The organism is Microbacterium sp. SORGH_AS_0888, assembly GCF_030818905.1.
GTDB lineage: Bacteria > Actinomycetota > Actinomycetes > Actinomycetales > Microbacteriaceae > Microbacterium.
The window spans coordinates 3617151-3638259 of record NZ_JAUTAZ010000001.1 but is presented as its reverse complement, the minus strand read 5'-3'; the positions used below and the strand labels follow the sequence as shown (position 1 = coordinate 3638259).

Annotated in this window: 20 protein-coding genes; 9 read left to right on the top strand and 11 right to left on the bottom strand. The window is 72.0% G+C overall.

From position 1 onward, the window contains the following. On the top strand, positions 1-446 hold a 446-nt coding region (locus tag QE381_RS17785; protein ID WP_307220340.1), incomplete at its 5' end, for an ABC transporter permease. Then, entirely contained in the window at positions 430-1164 is a 735-nt protein-coding gene (locus tag QE381_RS17780; protein WP_307220338.1) for an ABC transporter ATP-binding protein, read from the top strand. The genes QE381_RS17785 and QE381_RS17780, both read left to right, overlap by 17 nt. Positions 1165-1277: 113 nt before the next feature. Here QE381_RS17780 and QE381_RS17775 read toward each other — a convergent pair whose 3' ends face one another. The 6 genes from QE381_RS17775 to QE381_RS17750 form a co-directional block, all read right to left on the bottom strand. Beyond that, positions 1278-2381, bottom strand: a complete 1104-nt coding sequence (locus tag QE381_RS17775; RefSeq protein WP_307220336.1) for a glycosyltransferase family 4 protein — start codon at positions 2379-2381, stop codon at positions 1278-1280. A 54-nt stretch (positions 2382-2435) separates the two neighbouring features. Next, complete coding sequence (locus QE381_RS17770; RefSeq protein ID WP_307220335.1) at positions 2436-3875, bottom strand: LCP family protein; 1440 nt, start codon at positions 3873-3875, stop codon at positions 2436-2438. After that, positions 3872-4339: a 5-(carboxyamino)imidazole ribonucleotide mutase gene (purE, locus tag QE381_RS17765; protein WP_307220596.1), complete on the bottom strand. Its 468-nt coding sequence runs from the start codon at positions 4337-4339 to the stop codon at positions 3872-3874. The genes QE381_RS17770 and purE overlap by 4 nt, the downstream gene beginning before the upstream one ends. Before the next feature lie 263 nt (positions 4340-4602). Next, positions 4603-5736: a 5-(carboxyamino)imidazole ribonucleotide synthase gene (locus QE381_RS17760; protein WP_307220333.1), complete on the bottom strand. Its 1134-nt coding sequence runs from the start codon at positions 5734-5736 to the stop codon at positions 4603-4605. 79 nt (positions 5737-5815) lie between these two features. Beyond that, entirely contained in the window at positions 5816-6373 is a 558-nt protein-coding gene (locus QE381_RS17755; protein WP_307220331.1) for a PH domain-containing protein, read from the bottom strand. Positions 6374-6491: 118 nt separating this feature from the next. Further along, the gene (locus tag QE381_RS17750; protein ID WP_307220329.1) at positions 6492-7286 is read right to left on the bottom strand and encodes a biotin--[acetyl-CoA-carboxylase] ligase; all 795 of its coding nucleotides are present in this window, start codon (positions 7284-7286) and stop codon (positions 6492-6494) included. Between the two features lie 163 nt (positions 7287-7449). On the opposite strand from QE381_RS17750, the gene QE381_RS17745 reads away from it, so the two are divergent. Then, entirely contained in the window at positions 7450-9039 is a 1590-nt protein-coding gene (locus QE381_RS17745) for an acyl-CoA carboxylase subunit beta (RefSeq protein WP_373426965.1), read from the top strand. Then, complete coding sequence (locus QE381_RS17740; protein WP_307220326.1) at positions 9036-9269, top strand: acyl-CoA carboxylase epsilon subunit; 234 nt, start codon at positions 9036-9038, stop codon at positions 9267-9269. Before QE381_RS17745 ends, QE381_RS17740 begins: the two co-directional genes overlap by 4 nt. A 218-nt stretch (positions 9270-9487) precedes the next feature. On the opposite strand, the gene QE381_RS17735 is transcribed toward QE381_RS17740, so the two are convergent. From QE381_RS17735 to QE381_RS17720, 4 genes are read right to left on the bottom strand one after another with little or no spacing between them, the layout of a single operon-like run. Beyond that, positions 9488-10546 carry a hypothetical protein gene (locus QE381_RS17735; RefSeq protein WP_307220324.1) on the bottom strand — a complete coding sequence of 353 codons (1059 nt, stop codon included), beginning with the start codon at positions 10544-10546 and terminating at the stop codon, positions 9488-9490. Further along, on the bottom strand, positions 10543-11778 hold the full coding sequence (locus tag QE381_RS17730; RefSeq protein ID WP_307220322.1) for a sensor histidine kinase: 1236 nt from the start codon (positions 11776-11778) through the stop codon (positions 10543-10545). The genes QE381_RS17735 and QE381_RS17730 overlap by 4 nt, the downstream gene beginning before the upstream one ends. Then, positions 11768-12430 (bottom strand): response regulator transcription factor, encoded by a 663-nt coding sequence (locus QE381_RS17725; protein WP_307220320.1) that lies wholly within the window; start codon positions 12428-12430, stop codon positions 11768-11770. Before QE381_RS17725 ends, QE381_RS17730 begins: the two co-directional genes overlap by 11 nt. Before the next feature lie 9 nt (positions 12431-12439). Further along, complete coding sequence (locus QE381_RS17720; RefSeq protein ID WP_307220318.1) at positions 12440-13729, bottom strand: class I SAM-dependent RNA methyltransferase; 1290 nt, start codon at positions 13727-13729, stop codon at positions 12440-12442. Positions 13730-13784: 55 nt separating this feature from the next. On the opposite strand from QE381_RS17720, the gene QE381_RS17715 reads away from it, so the two are divergent. Both QE381_RS17715 and QE381_RS17710 read left to right on the top strand, forming a co-directional pair. Beyond that, positions 13785-14423, top strand: a complete 639-nt coding sequence (locus QE381_RS17715; RefSeq protein ID WP_307220316.1) for a nucleoside triphosphate pyrophosphatase — start codon at positions 13785-13787, stop codon at positions 14421-14423. Positions 14424-14501: 78 nt separating this feature from the next. Then, positions 14502-16268: a biotin carboxylase N-terminal domain-containing protein gene (locus QE381_RS17710; protein WP_307220315.1), complete on the top strand. Its 1767-nt coding sequence runs from the start codon at positions 14502-14504 to the stop codon at positions 16266-16268. A 69-nt stretch (positions 16269-16337) separates the two neighbouring features. On the opposite strand, the gene QE381_RS17705 is transcribed toward QE381_RS17710, so the two are convergent. Further along, complete coding sequence (locus QE381_RS17705) at positions 16338-17789, bottom strand: NAD(P)H-quinone dehydrogenase (RefSeq protein WP_307220314.1); 1452 nt, start codon at positions 17787-17789, stop codon at positions 16338-16340. Positions 17790-18026: 237 nt separating this feature from the next. Between QE381_RS17705 and QE381_RS17700 the strand changes: the two genes are divergently transcribed. From QE381_RS17700 to QE381_RS17690, 3 genes are read left to right on the top strand one after another with little or no spacing between them, the layout of a single operon-like run. Beyond that, a complete protein-coding gene (locus tag QE381_RS17700; protein WP_307220312.1) occupies positions 18027-18851 on the top strand; it encodes a purine-nucleoside phosphorylase in 825 nt (274 codons plus the stop codon). Next, positions 18848-20512, top strand: coding sequence for a phospho-sugar mutase (locus QE381_RS17695; protein ID WP_307220311.1), 1665 nt, complete (start codon positions 18848-18850; stop codon positions 20510-20512). Before QE381_RS17700 ends, QE381_RS17695 begins: the two co-directional genes overlap by 4 nt. Then, positions 20509-21105, top strand: coding sequence for a GNAT family N-acetyltransferase (locus QE381_RS17690; RefSeq protein WP_307220309.1), 597 nt, complete (start codon positions 20509-20511; stop codon positions 21103-21105). The genes QE381_RS17695 and QE381_RS17690 overlap by 4 nt, the downstream gene beginning before the upstream one ends. Positions 21106-21109 lie beyond the last annotated feature (4 nt).

The following is a 21109-nucleotide window of genomic DNA, read 5'->3' as shown; positions in this document are numbered from 1 at the left end:
TCCTGGTGATCGCGATCGCACTCGGCTGGACACCGAGCGTCGCGGGCATCGGCGCGCTCTTGCTCGCCCTTGTGATCGTCGCTTTGCTCGCCACCGGCCTGGGGCTGCTCTTCGGATCGATCAACGTGACGTTCCGCGATGCGCAAAGCTTCGTAGAGATCATCGTCATGTGCGCGATCTGGGCCTCGCCTGTGATGTATCAGTGGCAGGCGGTCGCTTCTTCACTCCCGTCGTGGGCGTTCGTTGTATATCGCCTGAATCCTCTCACCGTCGCCGTTGAACTCTTCCATCGCGGAGCGTGGGAGCCGCTGACCTCCGATCGTATGGAACCGATACCCGATCTCTGGACGTTCGCAGGGATAGCCGTCATCGTCTCGCTGCTCGTGTTGTTGCTCGGGCAGACCGTTTTCCGCCGTCTGGAGGGGCGCTTTGCCCAAGACCTCTGACAACGTCGCCGTCCGCGTGGATGCGGTAAGCAAGCGATTCCGTCTTCGTCACACTCATTCGATCAAAGAGACCGCCGTCGCTGCACTGCGCCGGAAGCAGCTCACGACGGACTTCCATGCCCTTGACGGAGTAAGCTTCGACATCGAGCAAGGCGAAGCCGTTGCGCTGCTCGGTTACAACGGCTCGGGAAAGTCCACGACGCTGAAGATGATCTCTGGCGTCCTACGGCCCGACTCGGGTCACGTCCTCACCCGAGGTCGCGTCGCCGGACTGATCGAGGTCGGCGCGGGCTTCCATCCGGACCTGTCGGGCCGGGAGAACATCTTCTTGAACGCGGCGATCCTCGGGATGTCGCGCCGAGAGACGGAGTCACGTTTCGACGACATCGTCGCTTTCAGCGAGATCGAGCGCTTCATCGACACAGAGGTGAAGCACTACTCCTCCGGGATGTTCCTCCGACTAGCGTTCTCCGTGGCCATCCACACGGAGGTCGACGTCCTTCTCATCGACGAGATTCTGTCGGTGGGCGACGAACCGTTCCAGAAGAAGTGCCTCGCGCGTATCCGCGAGCTTCACACCGAGGGAAAGACGCTGGTCGTGGTCTCTCACGACCTCGACATGGTCGCAGCCCTGTGCCAACGAGGGATCGTCCTCAGGGAAGGCCGCATGGTCTTCGACGGCCCGAGTGCAGAGGCGGTGGGCACGCTCCGCGCGTAGGCGACGACTCTCCTTCGCGTAGCCGAACGCCACGCACCTGCCATGTCATGCGAAGCAGAGCGCCGCTTAGGTTGACGGCCGGTAGGTCCGCGGCAGCGCAACGCCGCAACACGTCACAGCTCGGCGTGCAGCGCCCACACGCGCTCCGCGTGGTCGCGCCACGAGAACGCCTTGCCGCGGTCGAGCGCGCGGACAGCGAAACGCTTCCGCGCGTCCTCCGACTCGGCGACCAGCCGAAGCGCGTCGCCGAGCTCGCCGGACGGCACGAACAGGCCGCCGTCGACCAGCACCTCGCGGTGCACGTCGGACGCCGAGGCCACGACCGGGAGTCCGAGCGCCAGCGCCTCGACCACGCGCCACGGGAACGCGCTGAGCGTCGACGGTGCGAGGAGCACGACCGCGCCGGCCAACACCGCGGCCCGATCCGGCGCCTCGACGTGCCCCTGCACGTGCAGCGCGGAGTCCGCGATCCCCGCCGCCGTCGCCAGCTCGCGCACGCGCGGGGCACGCGCGTCGGAGATGTCGAGCACCACGACCTCGGGTGCGTCCGCGAGCGAGGCGACCGCCGACAGCCCCGCGGCGAGCGCGTCGTCGTCGCAGAAGGCGCCGGCGAGGGCCACCACGCCCTCCGGCACGCCCAGCGCTCGACGGCGGCCCACGGCATCCGTCGGAGCCGCGAACCCGGTCGGCGCAGCGCCCGGGATCACACGCAGCCGGCCGCCCAGACGGGTCGTCTCCCCCAGCCGGTCCGCCATGGCGTGCGAGGGCACGACGACGGCATCGGCGTGCTTCTCGGCGCGCTTGAGGAGAGCCCGCTGACCCGCGACCGCGAGGCGCGACATCCCGTCGGGCTTCTCCCACGCACACAGATCCCACAACGAGACGACGGTCTGATCGTTCTCGTTCACCCGGTCGTGACGCACGAGCGGCGCGACCAGCGACGGCGCGTGGATGAGTCCGCCTCCGATGCCTGGGGCGATCCCCATCTGCCACGACGCGAGCAGCCGGGCGCGGCCGAGCGGGGCGCGCGTCGATCCCGCGAGGCCCGGCACGGCGGCGGCCTCATCCTCATCCCCCGCCGGCACGATCGCCGTCACGTCGCACCCCTTCGGCGCCGAGTCCACGAGCGCACGCGCGATCTCCCGCTCGGCCTCGGCGAGATCCGCGTCGACCACCTCGGTCAACTGGTCCAGAACGATGCGAAGCGAAACAGCCATGCATTGAGACTAGTAAGGGACGTCTGTGTGAACCCCGGAGCCGACCCCCCGGCGTCACCCTGCCGGCGACGGAGACGGCGGATGCAGCATCTGCTGCACCATCGGCGGGATCTCCGCGAAGTCCGGGTTCTGGTCGTCGACCCCGTTCGCCGGCGTCAGATCCAGCGTCGTCACCGGCTGTCCCTTCGCCTTCACCGCGAGATCCACGAGCGTCGGGAGAAGCTGCTGCGGGATGTCGGTCGTCACCAGGTCCGAGCTGGCCGCGGCGACCTGCTGGAAGTGCGTCAGCACGTTCGTCGGCGAGAACTGAGCGAGGATCGCCTCCTGCAGCTGCCGCTGACGCTGCATGCGATCCCAGTCGCTCGTCGTGTACCGGGAGCGTGCGTACCACTGCGCGGTGTCGCCGTCCATGTGCTGCTGGCCCGGTTCGATCCAGCCCTTGGCCCACACCTCTGCGGGCTCGTCGCCCAGCGGGCCGTAGCCCTTCGGCAGCCGCTCGGTCACGTTGATGTCGATCCCGCCGAGCGCGTCGATGAGGTCGGCGAAGCCGTTCATGTCGGCGAACGCGTAGTACGGGATGGAGATGCCGAGAATCCCCTCGGCCGCATCCTTCGTCGCCTCGATCGACGGGCGCGAGCCCTTGGCGGCGGCATCCGGATACAGGCTGACGCCCTTGTCGTCCGAGCACTGCTCGACCGCGTTCGTGAGCTGGTTCAGTCCCGATCCCCAGCCGCAGGTGTCGGACTCGTGTCCCTCGAAACCGTCCGGATACCGCTCGTGCATCGGACTGTCGGCGGGGAACGGCGCGTGGGGCATGTCGCGCGGCAGGCCGAAGATCGTCACGGCGCCGCTGTCGGCGTTGACCGAGACGACCGAGATGCTGTCGAAGCGCATCGAGTCGCGGCCGTCACCGGAGTCAGCGCCCAGCAGCAGGATGTTGTAGTACCCGTCCGATGGCGGCACGAGAGCCGCGGAGGCGCCGAAGATCGTCGTGATCGCGCTGCGGGTGCTCCCGGCGATGTTGGCGGCGGCCACCGCGCTGCTGCCCGAGAAGAACGCGAGCACGACCGCGAGCAGCAGGACGCCGATGCGCGCCAGCGGCGCGACCCGGACGAGTCGCGCGAGTCGCACCGTGTCGATCGTGAGCAGGACCCAGAGCGCGGCGTAGGCGTACAGGAGGATCTGAGCGACGAGCAGCGCGAACCAGTTCGTGCCGACCGACACGAGCGCCGAGCGCCACAGCAGCGCGGACAGCACGACGAGCACCAGCACGAGCCACATGAACAGAGTCGCGCCGAGCCCGATCCGTCCGAGCCGGCGATTGCCCGCCAGCACCTGCGCCGAGCCCGGGATGAGGAAGTTCAGGACCACGAGCCACCACGCACGGCGACCCATCACCGTGGGCGACGATGCCTCGGGGTAGCGCAACGGATACGGGTTGACGACCGGCTCCGCACGTCCGCCGCGCGGCCTCGCCGGCGCGGCCGTCGTCACAGCGAGTCCTTCAGTCGACGGTTCTTCTCCTCCACCGCGGCCTCGAGGTCGCGCGCATAGGCCTCGACGCGGTCGCCGAGGTCGGCATCCGACGCCCCGAGGATGCGGACCGCGAGCAGCCCCGCGTTCGCGGCCCCGCCGATCGACACGGTCGCGACCGGGATGCCCGTGGGCATCTGCACGATGCTCAGCAGCGAGTCCATGCCGTCGAGGGTCGCCAGCGGCACCGGCACGCCGATCACGGGCAGTGCCGTCACGGAGGCCAGCATGCCCGGGAGGTGCGCCGCTCCCCCGGCGCCGGCGATGACGACCTTCAGGCCACGGGCGCGGGCCTCACGGCCGTAGCGGACGAGCTTGTCGGGTGTGCGGTGCGCGGACACCACCTCGACCTCGTGGGGCACGCCGAAGTCGGTGAGCGTCTGCGATGCCGCAGCCATCACCCGCCAGTCGGAGTCGGAGCCCATGACGACGCCGACCGACGGCGCCTCGGAAGAATGCAGCGGCCGTGTCACCCCGACAGGCTACGTCGTGCGGCTGGAGAACCGCCGCAACGGCACGCGCCCGCATCCGCCCCGCTTCTCCCCCCACCATGTCCCGCTTTTGACCGCTGGGCGCAGCCTCAGGCGGTCGGAAGTGGGACATCACCCGGTCGGAAGTGGGACATCATCACGCCACCGGGTCGAAAGGGGGACATGATCACATCGCCCGGTCGAAAGGGGGACGTGCGTCAGTCGAAGGCGGATGCGGCGGCCCGCGCCTCGTACGCGACGTCCTCGAGGTCGGCGCCGGTCACCGTCACGTGGCCGACCTTGCGCCCCGGACGCGGCGCCTTGCCGTAGGTGTGCAGCCGGGCCCGCGGGTGCTCGGCGAGCGCAGGCTCGAACCGGTCGCTCATGGCCGCGTGCGCCGGACCGCCGAGGATGTTGATCATGACCGACCAGGGCTGGAGCGGCTCGGTCGACCCCAGCGGCAGATCGGCGACCGCCCTCAGGTGCTGCTCGAACTGACTCGTCACGGCACCGTCCTGCGTCCAGTGGCCGCTGTTGTGGGGGCGCATCGCCAGCTCGTTCACGAGCACCCGCTCGTCGCTCGTCTCGAACAGCTCGACCGCGAGCATCCCCGTCACCCCGAGCCCCTCCGCGACCTCGACGCCGATGCGGCCCGCCTCCGCGGCGACCCGTCCGCTCGAGCGCGGCGCCGGCGCCACCACCTCGGCGCACACGCCCTCACGCTGCACGGTCTCGACGACGGGGTAGACGGCGAGCTCGCCGCCCGGCCTCCGCGCGACCTGCTGCGCCAGCTCCCGGGTGAAGTCCACGAGCTCCTCCGCGAGCAGGGCACCGCCGTGGGCGTCCTCGGCGAGCGCCGCGAACCAGTCGGCGGCGTCCACGCCGGCGGAGACGACCCGCACGCCCTTGCCGTCGTAGCCGCCGCGCGGCGTCTTGACGACGGCGCGGCCGCCGTGGTCGTCGAGGAAGGCCTGTAGCTCCTCCGCGTTGCGGACGGCGGCCCAGTCCGGCTGCGGCAGTCCGAGCTCGGCGAGGCGGGCGCGCATGAGCAGCTTGTCCTGCGCGAACTGCAGCGCATCCGGACCCGGGTGCACGGCGACGCCGTCGGCGACGAGCGCCCGGAGGACCGGCTGCGGAACGTGCTCGTGGTCGAAGGTGACGACATCCACCTCGCGCGCGAAGGCACGCACGGTCTCGAGATCGCGGTAGTCCCCCGTCGCCGTCGCCGCGAGCGACGCGGACATCCCGGGCTCCTCGGCCAGCACCCGGATGTCGAGCCCGAGCTCGACCGCCGGGGCGATCATCATCCGTGCCAGCTGCCCTCCGCCGACCACTCCGACGCGCACCGTCATTCCGGCTCCCTTCGCCACGGCCATTCTTCCGGATACGAGCGACGGCCGCCTCCCCCGGGCTCGACCTCCGGAGGGTCGTTCAGGCGCCGGGCAGCGGCGGCGGCACCGGCTGCGACTGCGCGTCGCGGTGGGCGAGGATCTGGTTGACCTCGACCTGGTCGACGAGCGTCTCGTGCACGAGCTGCACCTGCGGGATGTTGCGCAGCACGAGCCTGCCCTCGACGCCGTCCTCGAGCCGCAGCGTTCCCGTGCGCCACATCCGCTGCAGCGGTCCGCGCCGCATCGTGATCGCGTAGCCGCGCACGTGCGACAGCTCCCGCTGCGTGCGGCCGAACAGCCCGCTGCGCTCGATGACCCGACGGGTCGTGATCGTGTACGTGTGCGAGAGCCACACCAGATACGGCAGGAGCACGAGCAGCAGGACGACGAGCCCGGCGGCGGACCACAGCATCCAGTCCTGGAACGGGGCGGGCAGATTTCCCGTGAAGTAGCCGACCGCGCCCGCCACGGCGATGAGCAGGATCGCCGACCAGAAGAGCCGCCGCGCGTGCCCGCGCAGCCGCACGATGCGGCGCTCGGGGTCGGGGACGCCGGGGGCCGGCGTCAGAGGCCGTCCGACGGAGGTCGACGAGGTCATGGGTCAATTGTGCGGGAGCCAGGCGCAGAAGCCGGGTCGCAACTCCGCAAACGCCGCGACCTCGCCCCCCGGATCCGGGCTCGCGGTCGACGCCCGCCCGGCACACGCGGCGTCGTCCCTAACGGACGTGCGTGACGTCGCCGGCACCGACCGCGGTCTCGAGCGCACCCTCCGCCACGACGAGCCGCCCCTCGGGGTCGAGCCGGTCCGCCCTGCCCGTGAGCACCGAGCCGTCGGGCATCGACACCATGACCCGCGCGCCCACGGTCGCGCATCGCTCCTGGATGCGGTGACGCAGCCCCGACGCCTCCGCATCGCCGCCCGCGGCGGCCAGCGCGGCGAGCTGCTCGTCGAGCACCCGCAGGTAGTCGGCCAGCAGCCGGTCCTCGTCGACCTCCCGGCCGAGCGCTGCGAACGAGGTCGCGGTCGGAACGGGCAGATCGGCCGCCGTCATGCGGGTGTTCACCCCGGCCCCGATCACGACGGCATCCGCGTGCCCCGGGACCGCCTCGGCGAGGATGCCGCAGATCTTGCCGCCGTCGACGAGCACGTCGTTCGGCCACTTCACCGCGACGGTGTGCCCGCCCTCGCCGAGCTGCTCGCCCACGGCGCCGGCCATGGCGTAGCCCGCGATGAGCGGGATCCAGCCCCGTGCCGCGACGGGGAGCTCCGGCACCCGCACGACGACCGAGACCGCGACCGCCGTTCCCGCCGGCGCCGTCCAGGTCCGGTCGAGCCGTCCACGTCCGTGACGCTGATCGGTCGTGACCACGAGCGCGAGGTGCGGCCACGCCTCCGGCTCCGCCTGGACCGCCGCGACCGCATCGGCGTTGGTGGAGTCGGTCGTCTCGGCGATCTGCACCCTGGGGCTGATCGCGGCGGCGCGGGGGTAACCGGATTCTGGCGTCGTCATGGCGCCCACCCTAATTCGCGCGTCCGGCGGAGGGAACCGCTGGCGGAGCCGGCGACATCTCGGTAGGGAGCCCCGTGTCCCGGCCGCTCGGCACAACGGATGCGACGCGGCGCTGTGCACATCCTCCAACGCCGCCGCGAGACACGCCGATAGGGTGGAACGCGTGACCGATCAGCCCGATTTCTCCACGACCGCCGGCAAGATCGCCGACCTGCGCGCCCGGTATCAGGAGGCCGTCCTCGATGCGGAGAAGACGGCGCACGCGAAGCAGAGCGCGAAGGGCAAGCTGACCGCCCGCGAACGCATCGAGCTGCTGGTCGACCACGGCTCCTTCGTCGAGATGGACGAGTACGTCCGCCACCGCACCACCGCGTTCGGGATGGACAAGTCCCGCCCCTACGGCGATTCCGTCGTGACCGGCGTCGGCACGATCCACGGCCGCACGGTGGCCGTCTACTCGCAGGACTTCTCCACCTTCGGCGGCTCGCTCGGCGAGGTCGCCGGCGACAAGATCATCAAGATGATGGAGTTCGCCCTCCGTGGCGGCATGCCGATCATCGGCATCCTCGACTCCGGCGGCGCCCGCATCCAGGAGGGCGTCGTCGCCCTCGGCAAGTACGGCGAGATCTTCCGCCTGAACACCGCCTCCTCGGGCGTCATCCCGCAGATCTCGATCATCATGGGACCGGCGGCGGGCGGCGCCGTCTACGGACCGGCCCTCACCGACTTCGTCATCATGGTCGACAAGACGAGCCAGATGTTCGTCACGGGCCCCGACGTCATCAAGACCGTCACCGGCGAGGACGTCGGCATGGAGGAGCTCGGCGGAGCGCACACCCACAACACGCGTTCGGGCGTCGCGCACTACCTCGCCGAGGACGAGGACGACGCGATCGACTACGCCCGCACGCTGCTGGGCTTCCTGCCCGACAACAACATGGCCGAGATCCCGGCGTACGAGAGCAGCTTCGAGTTCGAGACCACGGACTCCGACCGTGTCCTCAACTCCGTCATCCCCGACTCGCCCAACCAGCCGTACGACATCCACCAGGTCATCGAGCACGTCGTCGACGCGGGAGACTTCCTCGAGGTCCAGCCGCTGTTCGCGCCCAACATCGTCATCGGCTTCGGCCGCGTGGAGGGGCGCTCGGTCGGCATCATCGCGAACCAGCCGTCGCAGATGGCGGGCACGCTCAACATCGACGCCGGCGAGAAGGCGTCCCGGTTCGTGCGCTTCTGCGACGCGTTCTCGATCCCGATCGTGACGCTCGTCGACGTCCCCGGCTATCTCCCGGGCACGGACCAGGAGTGGACCGGCGTCATCCGTCGCGGCGCGAAGCTGCTGTACGCCTACGCCGAGGCGACCGTGCCGCTGGTCACCGTCATCCTGCGCAAGGCCTACGGCGGCGCCTACATCGTCATGGGCTCCAAGCAGCTGGGGGCCGACATCAACCTCGCCTGGCCGACCGCGGAGATCGCCGTCATGGGCGGGCAGGGCGCCGTCAACATCCTCTACCGGGGCGAGCTCAAGCGCGCCGAGGAGGCCGGCGAGGATGTCGCGGCGGTGCGCACACGCCTGGCCACCGAGTACACGTACAACGTGACCTCCCCCTTCCTCGCCGCCGAGCGCGGCGAGCTCGACGGCATCATCGAGCCCGCGCAGACGCGGGTCTCGATCGCCAAGGCCCTGCGCTCGCTCCGCGGGAAGCGCGCGAGCCTGCCGCCGAAGAAGCACGGGAACATCCCGCTGTGAGCGAGGCAGCCGAGCCCCACGACGCGCTGCGCGTCGACATCCGTCGCGGCAACCCGACCGACGAGGAGGTCGCGGCGGTCATCGCCGTGGTGGGAGCTGCCTACGCGCAGGAGGCGGATGCCGCCACGGCCGCCGAGGCGCGGCGTCCCGATGCCTGGCAGGTGTCGGCACGCGGGCTGCGGCAGCCGCTGCGACGCGACATCCCGTGGGGACGCTTCGCCGGACGGTGAGCCCCGGGGCCTCGGCCCGTGTCCCCCAAAATGCCTACAGACGGGGCCCGGCTCCCCGGCGGATACTGATATCGCTAGGACGCTTCTTGCGTCCGGCCGACCCAGGGTTACCAGGGTTCCCCCGGGTTTCGGCCCCGCAGACGGTTTTCGGGTAATCGTCTGCCGGCGAGGGGCGGAGTCTTCCGCCCCTCGCCCTTTCTCATCCGCGCTCCGCTCGCTCAGCGGGCGGAGGATGCGGCGGGTCGCTCGATCTCGCGCCACAGGTCGACGCTGTCCTCGTCCGAGAGGCCGAGCGTCGACGACGCCCGGCCGACGACCGTCACCGCCACCCGGGCGTCGGGCGAGGTCCGCACGAACAGACGGTCGGAGTGCGCGTCGCGGAGCGTCGCCGCGAGCTCGGCACGGATGTCGCGCAGCTGCTCGTCCGCCAGGCCCTCGAGCCCGCCCTCGTCGAGCAGGGTGACGATCGCGCCGCGGCGACGCGTCGCATCCAGCGCCTCGCGGACGGCCTCGTCCAGCAGGCGCGGCCCGCGCAGCTCATCGCGCAACCGCCCCTCCGCGATCCGCGCCTCCACCCGTCCGTCGGGACCCAGATCGCCGCCGGTCGCGATCGTGCGCGCCAGGATGGGCCCCGCAACCGCGAGCGCCCGTTGCACCTGGATGCGGCGTTCGCGCTGCTGGCTGCCCTGCGCGGCGTGCACGGCCGACGCGCTGCGCTGGATCTCCCCGAGCCGCTGCGTGTCGCGGTCGGCGCGGTCCAGCGCATAGACGAAGAACTGCGCGGCCGTGACCCACATGACCGATCCCACGAGCCCGAGACCGAGCGCCGGAACCAGGCCGAGGAGGACCGCGGCCCACCCCGCCATGACCGCGGTCCCGCTCCAGGCGGGCCAGGGGCGCCGTCGCACGACGAGCACCACCATGAGCGCCCCGAGCGCGCCGATGAACCACGCCGAGTAGGGCTTGTCGACCGCATCCGGCCCGACTCCGTAGGCGATCGCGGGAGGGAGCACGAGCGCGGTCGCCAGCGCGAGCGCGCAGATCCACAGCGGGAGCTGGTCGCCGCCCCGTCCGACCGTGCCCTCCTGCGCCGGCGCCGGCCGCCGGGTCGGGTAGCCCCACAGCACGCACAGCCACGTGACCGCCAGGTACAGCGCCATCGCGAGCACGAACACGACCGGATGCGGCACCGGAGCCGTCCAGAACAGCCCCCGGCCCACGAGGTACCCCGTGAAGGCGAGGGCGAGCACGGTGAGCACGAAGCGGACGCTGATCACTGCTCCGCCCTCCGCCAGACGAGGGTGACGACCGTGCCCTGATCCCCGGAGTCGACGTGCGCGCGACCGCCGAACGCCGTGACACGCGCCAGGATCGAGGCACGGATCCCCAGTCGATCGGCGGGCACCGCGTCCACGTCGAAGCCCGGACCGCCGTCGCTGACCCGCACGATCAGGCCCGCCGGGTCGACGGTGCCGATCACCGAGACGGCCAGATCCCGGCCGTCGGCGTGCTGCACGGCGTTGGAGATCGCCTGCGTCGCCGCGAGCACGAGCGCGCGAGCCACGCGTCCGGGGACCTCGGGCGTGCCGGGGGCGAGATCGACCGAGACGTCCGCATCCGTCCCGGTGAGCGCGTCGACGAGGCCGTCCACGACCGCCGTGGGCGGCACGGGCGCGTCGCTGCCTTCCCCGACGTCGCGGTCCGTGTTGGCCAGTCGGGTCAGCGCCTCGCGCGCCATCGAGACGGCGAGGTCGCGCTCTCGCGGACTGTCGGCGCGCTCGGCGGCGATGAGCGCGGCCAGGACGCTGTCGTGCATGAGCGCGGCGACGGCGACCCGCTCGCGTTCCGACGCCGACACGGCGGCGGCGCGCGCGTAGGAGCTGACGGCGTGGAGCCGCCGCTCGTCGACGTCGGACGCGGCGGCGCGGAACGTCCAGCCGAGGGTGAGGAGCACCGAGCCGAAGATGAGCGAGAACGAGACGTCGAGGAGGACAGGCCACCATGCCGTGGCGGCGAAGCAGAGCTCGACCAGGCGCACGATCCCGTAGAGCAGCGGCAGCCCGACGGTGACGGCGATCTGCAGCGCCATCGGCATCACGAGCACGGCGGGCACCGTGGCGACGTTGATGAGGAAGTACACCCACGGCTGGGCGTTCACATCCGTCGAGGCGGCGGAGGGTGCGAACGGCCAGAGCAGGAGCACGAGGACGTAGGCGCCGATGAACAGCGACGCGGCCGATCGCTCGAAGCGACCGGCGAAGAACGCCACCAGCATCACCGCGAGCGGCGCGAAGGAGAGGATCATGAGGGCGAGGTTCGCGGGTCCGCTGACCGCGGTGTCGCCGATCGCGCCGACGAGCGCCTGACCGCCGAGCACGGCGCATCCCAGCGCGACCGAGACGGTCATGACGCGTTCGACCCGTGCACGGGTGAACGAGGCGACCTCGACCGCGGGCATCAGCCCGGAGGCGTCGGCCGCGGCCATGGCCTCGCGCGCCTTAGCGGGCACGACCGGCGACCTCGTCGGAGAGGATGCCGTCCTCGAGGGCGCGCCGGTGGAGGTCGACCTTCGTGGGAGCCGGACGACCGACATCCGTGTACTTGAGCCGGATCCGGGTGATGTTCTCCTTGGCGGTCGAGAACGCGATCCCGAGTCGGTCGGCGACGATCTTCAGCGGCAGCCCCGCCGCGTACAGACGCAGGACCTCGCGCTCCCGGGCCGACAGCTGGGCTGCGGCGAACTCGCGGTCGCCGTCGACGGCGCTCGCCCACTCGACGCCCGTGAGCACGTCTCCCCTCCCGACGGCCGCGATCGCCGCCACGACGTCCTCGATGGGCGACGACTTCCCCACGACGCCCACCGCCCCCGCGGCCAGCGCCTCGCGCACCGCGGCGGGGCGGTCGGCGACGCTGTAGATGATGACGCTCGAGCCGTCCTCGGTGACGCGGGTGACGTTCTCGGTCACGGTCGTGCCGTCGCCGAGGGTCAGATCGAGCACGACGACGTCGGCGGGCGGTGCCCCCTCGCGATGCCGCCAGGCGAGGTAGTGGGTGACGGACGCTCCCGAGAACACGATGTCCGTGCCGCCCGCGCGCAGGCACGCGGCTTCGACCCCGAGGCGCACCGACTCGTGGTCGTCGATGAAGGCGACGCGCGTCATGGCCACATGCTAGCCGCGCCGGTCGACGGGGATGAGCGTCGTGACCGCCTCGATGTGGTGCGAGTGCGGGAACAGATCGACGGCGCGGACCTCGTCCGCCCGATACCCCGCCTCGGCGAACACCGCGAGGTCTCGGGCGAGCGCCACCGGATCGCAGGCGACGTAGACGACGGCGCGCGGCGTCAGCCGGGCCACCGCACGGGTCACCTCGATCCCGGCCCCCGAGCGGGGCGGGTCGAGAACGACGACCCCGTCCGAGATGCGGGCGCGCTCGGCGGGGCTCGCGGTCGCCTGGAGCTGGGCGAGCCAGCGCTCGACGCGGGCGGTCTCGGCGCGCGCCCCGACCCAGTCGGCGAGGTTGGCGCCCGCGTGCTCCGTGGCGCGCTCGTCGGACTCGACGGTCGTGACCTTCGCGCCGGGCCCGATGAGGGCCCCGATCGCCGCGGCGAACAGGCCGACGCCGCCGTAGAGGTCGAGGTGCCGGGCGTCCCCGTCGAGCCCGCCCAGTCCGGCCAGGCTCTCGGTGACCATGGCGTGCAGGGTGGATGCGGCCAGCCGGTGCACCTGCCAGAAGCCGCCCGCATCGAGGCGGAACTCCCGATCGCCGGCCGTCTCCACGACCGTCTCGCGCACGAGCGGGTCGGCCGGCGCCCCGGCCGGCCGCGGCAGCACGCGCACGCGCCCGTCGGCGGGCTGGACCAGGTCGATGCGACCGGGCTTCGTCCCCCGAAGTCGTGCGGCGGCGCGTGCGACGGCCGCAGTCGCGAGCGGCAGCTCGGACACCGGCACGACGGTGTGACTGCGCGCCGCGTAGGGGCCGACGCGACCGTCCTCGTCGACGTGCAGGCTGACACGGGTCCGCCAGCCGGTCCCGTCCGCGCTCTCGGTCGCGGTGACCTCGCCGTTCGCGTCCACCCGAGGCCGGGCGCCCTCGATCTCCACCGGCACGTCGAGTCGCCCGATCCGCGCGAGCGCGTCGCGCACGACGTCCCGTTTGAGCGAACGCTGCCGTTCGAGCTCGATGTGGCCGAAATCGGCTCCGCCCGGCCGCTCGGGTGCGGGGTGGTCCAGCCCCGCCTGCGCCCACACGTGCGGCCGGCGGTCGGGCGAGGCCGTGAGGACCTCTGCCACCTCGCCGCGCCAGAAGCTCTTCTTGCGCGTCTCGGTCAGACGCACCCGCACCCGCTCGCCCGGGAGCGTGTCCGGCACGAACACGACGCGCCCCTCGTGCCGGCCGACGAACACGCCGCCGTGCGCGACCCCGGTGATCTCGAGATCGATGTGCTCACCCGCATCCATCCTCCGAGCCTCGCACACATCACGGGCGCCGGTCCGCGGCCGGTAGCGTGGGCGCATGCGCGTCCTGCTCGCCTCCACCTCCCCCGCCCGGCTCATGCTCCTGCGGCAGGCGGGCATCGAGCCGGAGACGGCGGCCCCGGACGTCGACGAGGAGGCCGTGATCGCGGCGGTCGAGCATGCGGAGGCCCGCACCCTCTCCCCCGACGAGCACGTGCTGCTGCTCGCCCGCCGCAAGGCCGCCGCGGTCGCGGCGACCCTCGACCCCGGCTTCGAGGGGCTCGTGATCGGCGGCGACTCGATGTTCGAGCTCGGCGGCGAGATCCTCGGCAAGCCCTACACCCCCGAGGCGGCGACGGCGCGGTGGCACGACATGCGCGGGCGGACGGGCACCCTGCACTCCGGCCACTGCGTCGTGCGGCTGAGTCCCGGGGCGGCGCCCGGCGAGGCGCACGCCGTGGCCGCCGCGTCCGTCACCTTCGCGGACGACGTCACCGACGCGGAGATCGACGCCTACGTCGCGACCGGCGAGCCGCTGCTGGTGGCGGGGGCGTTCACGGTGGACAGCCTGGGCGGCGCCTTCATCACGCGCGTCGAGGGCGACCCCTCGACCGTCGTGGGGATGTCGCTGTCCACGCTCCGCCGACTCGTCGCGGAGCTGGGAGTGTCCTGGCCCGACCTCTGGAACCGTTCGTAGAGAACCCCACACGATCCACCCGCGACCTTGTAGGGTGCTTGCAAAATATGGGCGGATCGCCTCTGTAGGCTGACAGTCATGCCAGAAATCGCCAAGGTCCTCATCGCGAACCGCGGCGAGATCGCCGTCCGCATCATCCGTGCCGCACGCGACTCCGGACGCGCCGCCGTCGCCGTGTACGCCGATCAGGACCGCGACGCCCTGCACGTCCGACTGGCCGACGAGGCCTACGCCCTCGACGGCGCGACGAGCGCCGACACCTACCTCTCGATCGAGAAGATCCTCTCGGTCGCCCGCCGATCGGGCGCGGACGCCGTGCACCCCGGCTACGGCTTCCTCGCCGAGAACGCCGACTTCGCCCGCGCCGTGATCGCCGCCGGTCTCGTGTGGATCGGCCCCCCGCCCGAGGCGATCGAGGCGCTGGGCGACAAGGTCACCGCCCGCCGCGTCGCGGAGAAGGTCGGCGCCCCGCTCGCACCCGGCACACCGGGACCGGTGGCCGACGCCTCCGAGGTCACGGCGTTCGCGCGCGAGGTCGGACTGCCGATCGCGATCAAGGCGGCCTACGGCGGCGGCGGGCGCGGCCTCAAGGTCGCCCGTGAGCTCGACGAGATCGAGGAGCTGTTCGAGTCCGCCACCCGCGAGGCGGTCACGGCGTTCGGCCGCGGCGAGTGCTTCGTCGAGAAGTACCTCGACCGCCCGCGTCACGTCGAGACCCAGTGCCTGGCGGATGCCGAGGGCACGGTCGTCATCGTCTCCACCCGCGACTGCTCGCTGCAGCGCCGTCACCAGAAGCTCGTGGAGGAGGCTCCCGCGCCGTTCCTCAGCGACGCGCAGAACCGCACGCTGTACGAGGCCTCCAAGGCGATCCTCCGCGAGGTCGGCTACGTGGGCGCCGGCACGTGCGAGTTCCTGATCGGCGCCGACGGCACGATCTCCTTCCTCGAGGTCAACACGCGACTCCAGGTCGAGCACCCGGTCTCGGAGGAGGTCACCGGGATCGACCTCGTGCGCGAGCAGTTCCGCATCGCCGAGGGCGGCACGCTCGAGGACGTCGATCCGGAGCCGATCGGGCACTCGATCGAGTTCCGCATCAACGGCGAGGACCCGGGCCGCGGGTTCCTGCCGCAGCCCGGCCCCATCCACGTCTTCAAGACGTTCGGCGGTCCCGGCCTCCGGCTCGACTCCGGCGTGACCGCCGGCGACACCGTCTCGGGCGCCTTCGACTCGCTGCTCGCCAAGATCATCATCACCGGCCGCGACCGCGAGGAAGCCCTCGAGCGCGCCCGACGCGCGCTCGACGAGTTCGAGGTCGCCGGGCTGCCCACCGTGCTGCCCTTCCACCGCAAGGTCGTGCGCGACCCCGCCTTCACGGCGGAGGACGGCCACTTCGGCGTGTACACGCGGTGGATCGAGACCGAGTTCGTCAACGACATCCCCGCCTGGGACGGCGAGCTCGGCGACCCGGCACCCGCCGAGGCGCGTCACACGGTCGTCGTCGAGGTCGGGGGCAAGCGCCTCGAGGTCAGCCTGCCCGACCGGATCGCCGCCTCTCCGATCGCGCCCGGACGACCCGCCGCCGTGCCGCCCTCGCGCCGCTCGCACCAGCGCACCGGCATGGCCGGCGCGTCGGGCGACGCCGTCACCTCCCCGATGCAGGCGACCGTCGTCAAGGTGGCGGTCGAGCAGGGCCAGCAGGTGCTCAAGGGCGACCTCGTGGTCGTGCTCGAGGCGATGAAGATGGAACAGCCCATCCAGGCGCACAAGGACGGCGTCATCGGCGCGATCGACGCGAGCCCGGGCTCGACCGTCTCCGCGGGACACCAGCTGCTCACGATCAGCTGACGGCTGCCCCCACGACATCCCCTCGCCGGTCCGGCGCACGTCCCCTCGGACGCGCCGGGCCGGCTGCCGTCAGTTCTCCTCGCCCTCCGTGCGCTCGACGAGGTGCATGGCGCGGACGGCGTCGGTGATGCTGCCCGAGAGGGAGGGGTACACCGCGAAGACGCGCGAGAGCTGGTCGACCGTGAGGCGCCGCTCGACGGCGATCGCGATCGGGTAGATCATGTCCGAGGCGCGCGGGCCGACGATCACGCCGCCGATGATCGTTCCACTGCCGGCACGGGCGATGATCTTGACGAAGCCGTCCTTGATGCCGATCATCTTCGCCCGGGGGTTCGCGGACAGCGGCAGCTTGTGCACGACGCCGTTGACCGCCCCCGCCGCGATGTCCTTCTCCTGCAGTCCGACCGTCGCGATCTCCGGCGCCGTGAAGATGTTCGCGGTGATGCGGCGCTGCTCCAGCGGGATGACGACATCCCCCAGCGCGTGGAAGATCGCCGTGCGCCCCTGCATCGCGGCGACCGAGGCCAGGGGCACGAAGGTCGTGCAGTCGCCGGCCGCGTAGATGTTGGGCACCGAGGTGCGTGCGACCCGGTTCACACGGATGTGCCCGGAGTCGGTGAGCTCGACGCCCGCCTCCTCCAGACCGATGCCGCGCGTGTTGGGGATCGATCCCACCGCGAGCAGGCAGTGGCTCCCCTCGACCGTGCGGCCGTCGGCGAGGGTCACGAGAACCCCCGCATCGGTGCGCACCACGCTGTCCGCGCGGGCCTTCGAGAGCAGCGTCATCCCCCCGCGCTTGAACACCTTCTCGAGCACGGCCGCCGCGTCCGGGTCCTCGCCCGGGAGCACCTGGTCGCGGCTGGAGACGAGCGTGACCTTGGCGCCGAGGTTCATGTAGGCCGAGGCGAACTCGGCGCCCGTGACACCCGATCCCACGACGATGAGGTGCTCGGGCAGGCTCTTCATGTCGTAGAGCTGGGTCCAGGTGAGGATGCGGTCGCCGTCGGGCTTCGCGCTCGGGAGCTCCCGCGGCGAGGCGCCCACCGAGACGACGAGCGTGTCGGCCTCGATCCGGTCGAAGTCGGTGCCGCCGGGACCGGTGGAGACCACGACGGCGTCACGGCCCTCGAGACGTCCGTGACCGGAGACGATGCGCACGCCCGCCTCCACGAGCGAGGAGCGCATGTCGTCGGACTGCTGCCGAGCGAGGGAGAGCAGCCGCTTGTTGACCGCGCTGAGGTTGATCGCGATCTCGGGCGTCAGCGGCTTGCCGTCGGCGCCGCGCGCGAACAGCTGCACGCCGAGGTCGCCCGACGCGGCGATGGCCACCGCCGCATCCGCCGTGGCGATGAGCGACTTGGAGGGGACGACATCCGTGATGACGGCCGCGCCTCCGACGCCCGCGCGCTCGACGAGGGTCACCTCCGCCCCGAGCTGAGCGGCGGCCAGCGCCGCCTCGTATCCACCGGGTCCGCCGCCGATGATGGCGACGCTCTGCGCATGCTCGAAGCTCAGGGACATGCCTCCATTCTTCCGTGCGATCCGGGTGCCCGCGCACAGGGGTCCGCCCGCGCGGCGGTGGCGGCTCTCCGCACGTGCGGGGATCGTGTCCGACACGCCGCGCACGGCGGGCGATCGACGGCGCGCCCCGCAGGATCCCCGCAGGTGCGGATGCCGCGTCCGGCCGGCCGGACGCCGCCACACCCGGGCGTGAAACGCGCACGATGCACGCGCGGGGTGAGATTTAGAGTGGTGCCTATGACCGCGAACCCGCTCGACGACCCCACGGCAGACCCCTTCGAGATCGCGCGCGCCGCCGCCGACGACATCGCCCGGGAGACCGGGGTCGACCGGCACGACATCGCCCTGACGCTCGGCAGCGGCTGGGGCAAGGCCGCCGAGCTCGTGGGCGAGACCGTGGCCACGGTCCCGGCCACCGCGATAACCGGGTTCAGCAAGCCGGCCCTCGAGGGCCACGTGGGCACGATCCGCAGCATCCTCGCCCCCAACGGCACCCGGGTGCTCGTGATCGGGGCGCGCACGCACTACTACGAGGGTCACGGACCGCGGCGCGTCGTGCACAGCGTGCGCACCGCCGCCGCGACCGGCGCCCGCATCATGGTGCTCACCAACGGCGCAGGCGGCATCACGCCCACGTGGAAGCCCGGCCAGCCCGTGCTCATCAGCGACCACATCAACCTCACGGGCGACTCGCCGCTCGAGGGCGCCACCTTCATCGACCTCACGGACCTGTACGCGAGGCGGCTGCGCGACATCGCCCGCACGATCGACCCGACCCTGGACGAGGGCGTCTACTGCCAGTTCCGCGGCCCGCAGTACGAGACGCCGGCCGAGGTGCAGATGGCGAAGGCGATCGGCGGCCACATCGTCGGCATGTCGACCGCGCTCGAGGCGATCGCGGCCCGCCAGGCGGGCATGGAGGTGCTGGGCTTCTCGCTCATCACGAACCTCGCGGCGGGGATCTCCCCAACCCCGCTCAGCCATGCCGAGGTCATCGAGGCGGGACGCGAGGCGGAGCCGGTGATCTCGGCGCTGCTGGCCCGCGTGATCGAGGCGCTGTGACCACGCTTCTCGACGCCGCCCGGGCGTGGCGCGACCAGGACCCGGATGCGGAGACCCGCGCCGAGCTCGACGCCCTCATCGCGCGGGCCGAGGCCGGCGAGCCCGCCCCGCTCGCGGACCGGTTCGCCGCGCGGCTGGCGTTCGGCACGGCGGGGCTGCGCGGCGAGCTGGGCGCCGGACCGAACCGCATGAACCGCGTGCTCGTGACGCAGGCCGCCGCGGGCCTGGCGGCGTACCTCGCCGAGCGGGCCGGCGGAGAGACGCCCACGGTCGTCGTGGGCTACGACGGACGCCGCAACTCCGAGGTGTTCGCGCGCGACTCGGCGGAGATCTTCGCCGGCGCGGGGCTGCGCGCCGTCCTGCTGCCCCGCACCCTGCCGACCCCGGTGCTCGCCTTCGCCGTGCGGCACCTCGACGCGGCCGCAGGGGTCATGGTCACGGCCAGCCACAACCCGCCGAACGACAACGGCTACAAGGTCTACCTGGGCGACGCCGACGGCGGATCGCAGATCGTCTCCCCCGCGGACGGCCGGATCGCGGCCTGCATCGACCGGGTGGCCGCGGGCGACATCCGTGATCTGCCCCGGGTGACCGGGTATGAGATCGCCCCGGAGTCGGTCGTGACCGCCTATGTCGCCCAGACGAGCGCGGTCGCGCCCGCCCCCGCCGGAGCGGCGGGGCTGCGCTGGGTGTACACCGCGATGCACGGCGTCGGGTGGGAGACGCTCTCCCGGATCCTGGCCGCGGCCGGGTATCCCGCGCCGGTCACGGTCGACGCGCAGCTGCACCCCGATGCGGCCTTCCCGACGGTCTCCTTCCCCAATCCCGAGGAGCCCGGGGCGATGGACCTCGCGTTCGAGACCGCACGGGAGGCGCGGGCCGAGCTCGTGCTCGCGAACGACCCCGACGCCGACCGACTCGCGGTCGCGGTTCCGGATGCCGACGCCCCCGGCGGCTGGCGCCGCCTGACGGGGAACCAGATCGGTCTGCTGCTCGGATGGCGCGCGGCAAGGCATGCGGCGGCATCCGGGGCCGGCGCCACGGCGACGCTCGCCTGCTCGCTCGTCTCCTCCCCCGGGCTGGCCGCGATCGCAGAGCACTACGGTCTCGGCTTCACGGCGACCCTGACGGGCTTCAAGTGGATCTCGCGCGCCCCCGGCCTCGTCTACGGGTTCGAGGAGGCGCTCGGCTACCTCGTGAACCCCGAGACGGTGCGCGACAAGGACGGCATCTCGGCCGCCGCCGCGATGCTCGGTCTCGTGTCCGAGGCTCGCGGCGAGGGCAGGAGCCTGCAGGACCTCCTCGACGAGTTCGACCGCACCTTCGGCTCGTTCGCCAGCGACCAGATCTCGGTGCGCGTCGAGGACGTCGGCACGATCGCGCAGATCATGCGGGCACTGCGGGCACAGCACCCCGAGACGATCGGCACGGTCGCCGTCCAGCGCGTGGACGACCTCCTGAACGGGTTCGAAGACCTGCCGCCCGGGGATGTGCTGCGCCTCTGGCTGGCCGACGGCTCACGGGTCATCGTGCGCCCGAGCGGCACCGAGCCGAAGCTCAAGCTGTATCTCGACGTGCGCGGTGACGACCCCGCGGATGCCGCATCCCGGCTCGCCGTGCTGCACGAGGGCGCGCAGGCCATGCTCGAGCGTCTGGCATGAGCACGCCCTACGCCGCGACCCCGGTGCTCGCGAACGACCGGGTACGGCTCGTCGCCCTGGCGCCCGAGCACGCCGAGGAGCTTGCGACAGCGGTCGCCGAGCACGAGCTGTGGCGCACGTGGTACACGCGCATCCCCTCTCCCGACGGCATGCCTGCCGAGATCGAGCGGCGACGAGCGCTGCAGGACGCCGGGCGCATGGCGGCATGGGCCGTGATCGACCCGAGCTCGGGCCGAGCCGTGGGCATGACGACCTACATGAACCTCGATCCCGACAACCGACGGCTCGAGATCGGCTCGACCTGGCTCGGAGTGTCCGCACAGGGCACCGGGATCAACCCCGCCGCCAAGCTCCTGCTGTTGGAGCGCGCGTTCGAGGAGCTCGGGTGCGTGGCGGTCGAGTTCCGCACGCACTGGCACAACCACCAGTCGCGCGCGGCGATCGCACGTCTCGGCGCGAAGCAGGACGGCGTGCTGCGCAACCACACGGTGATGCCCGACGGCACGCTGCGAGACACGGTCGTGTTCTCGGTCATCGAGGGCGAGTGGCCCGCCGTGCGTTCGGGGCTGGAGCACCGGCTCCGCATCCGCTGACGCG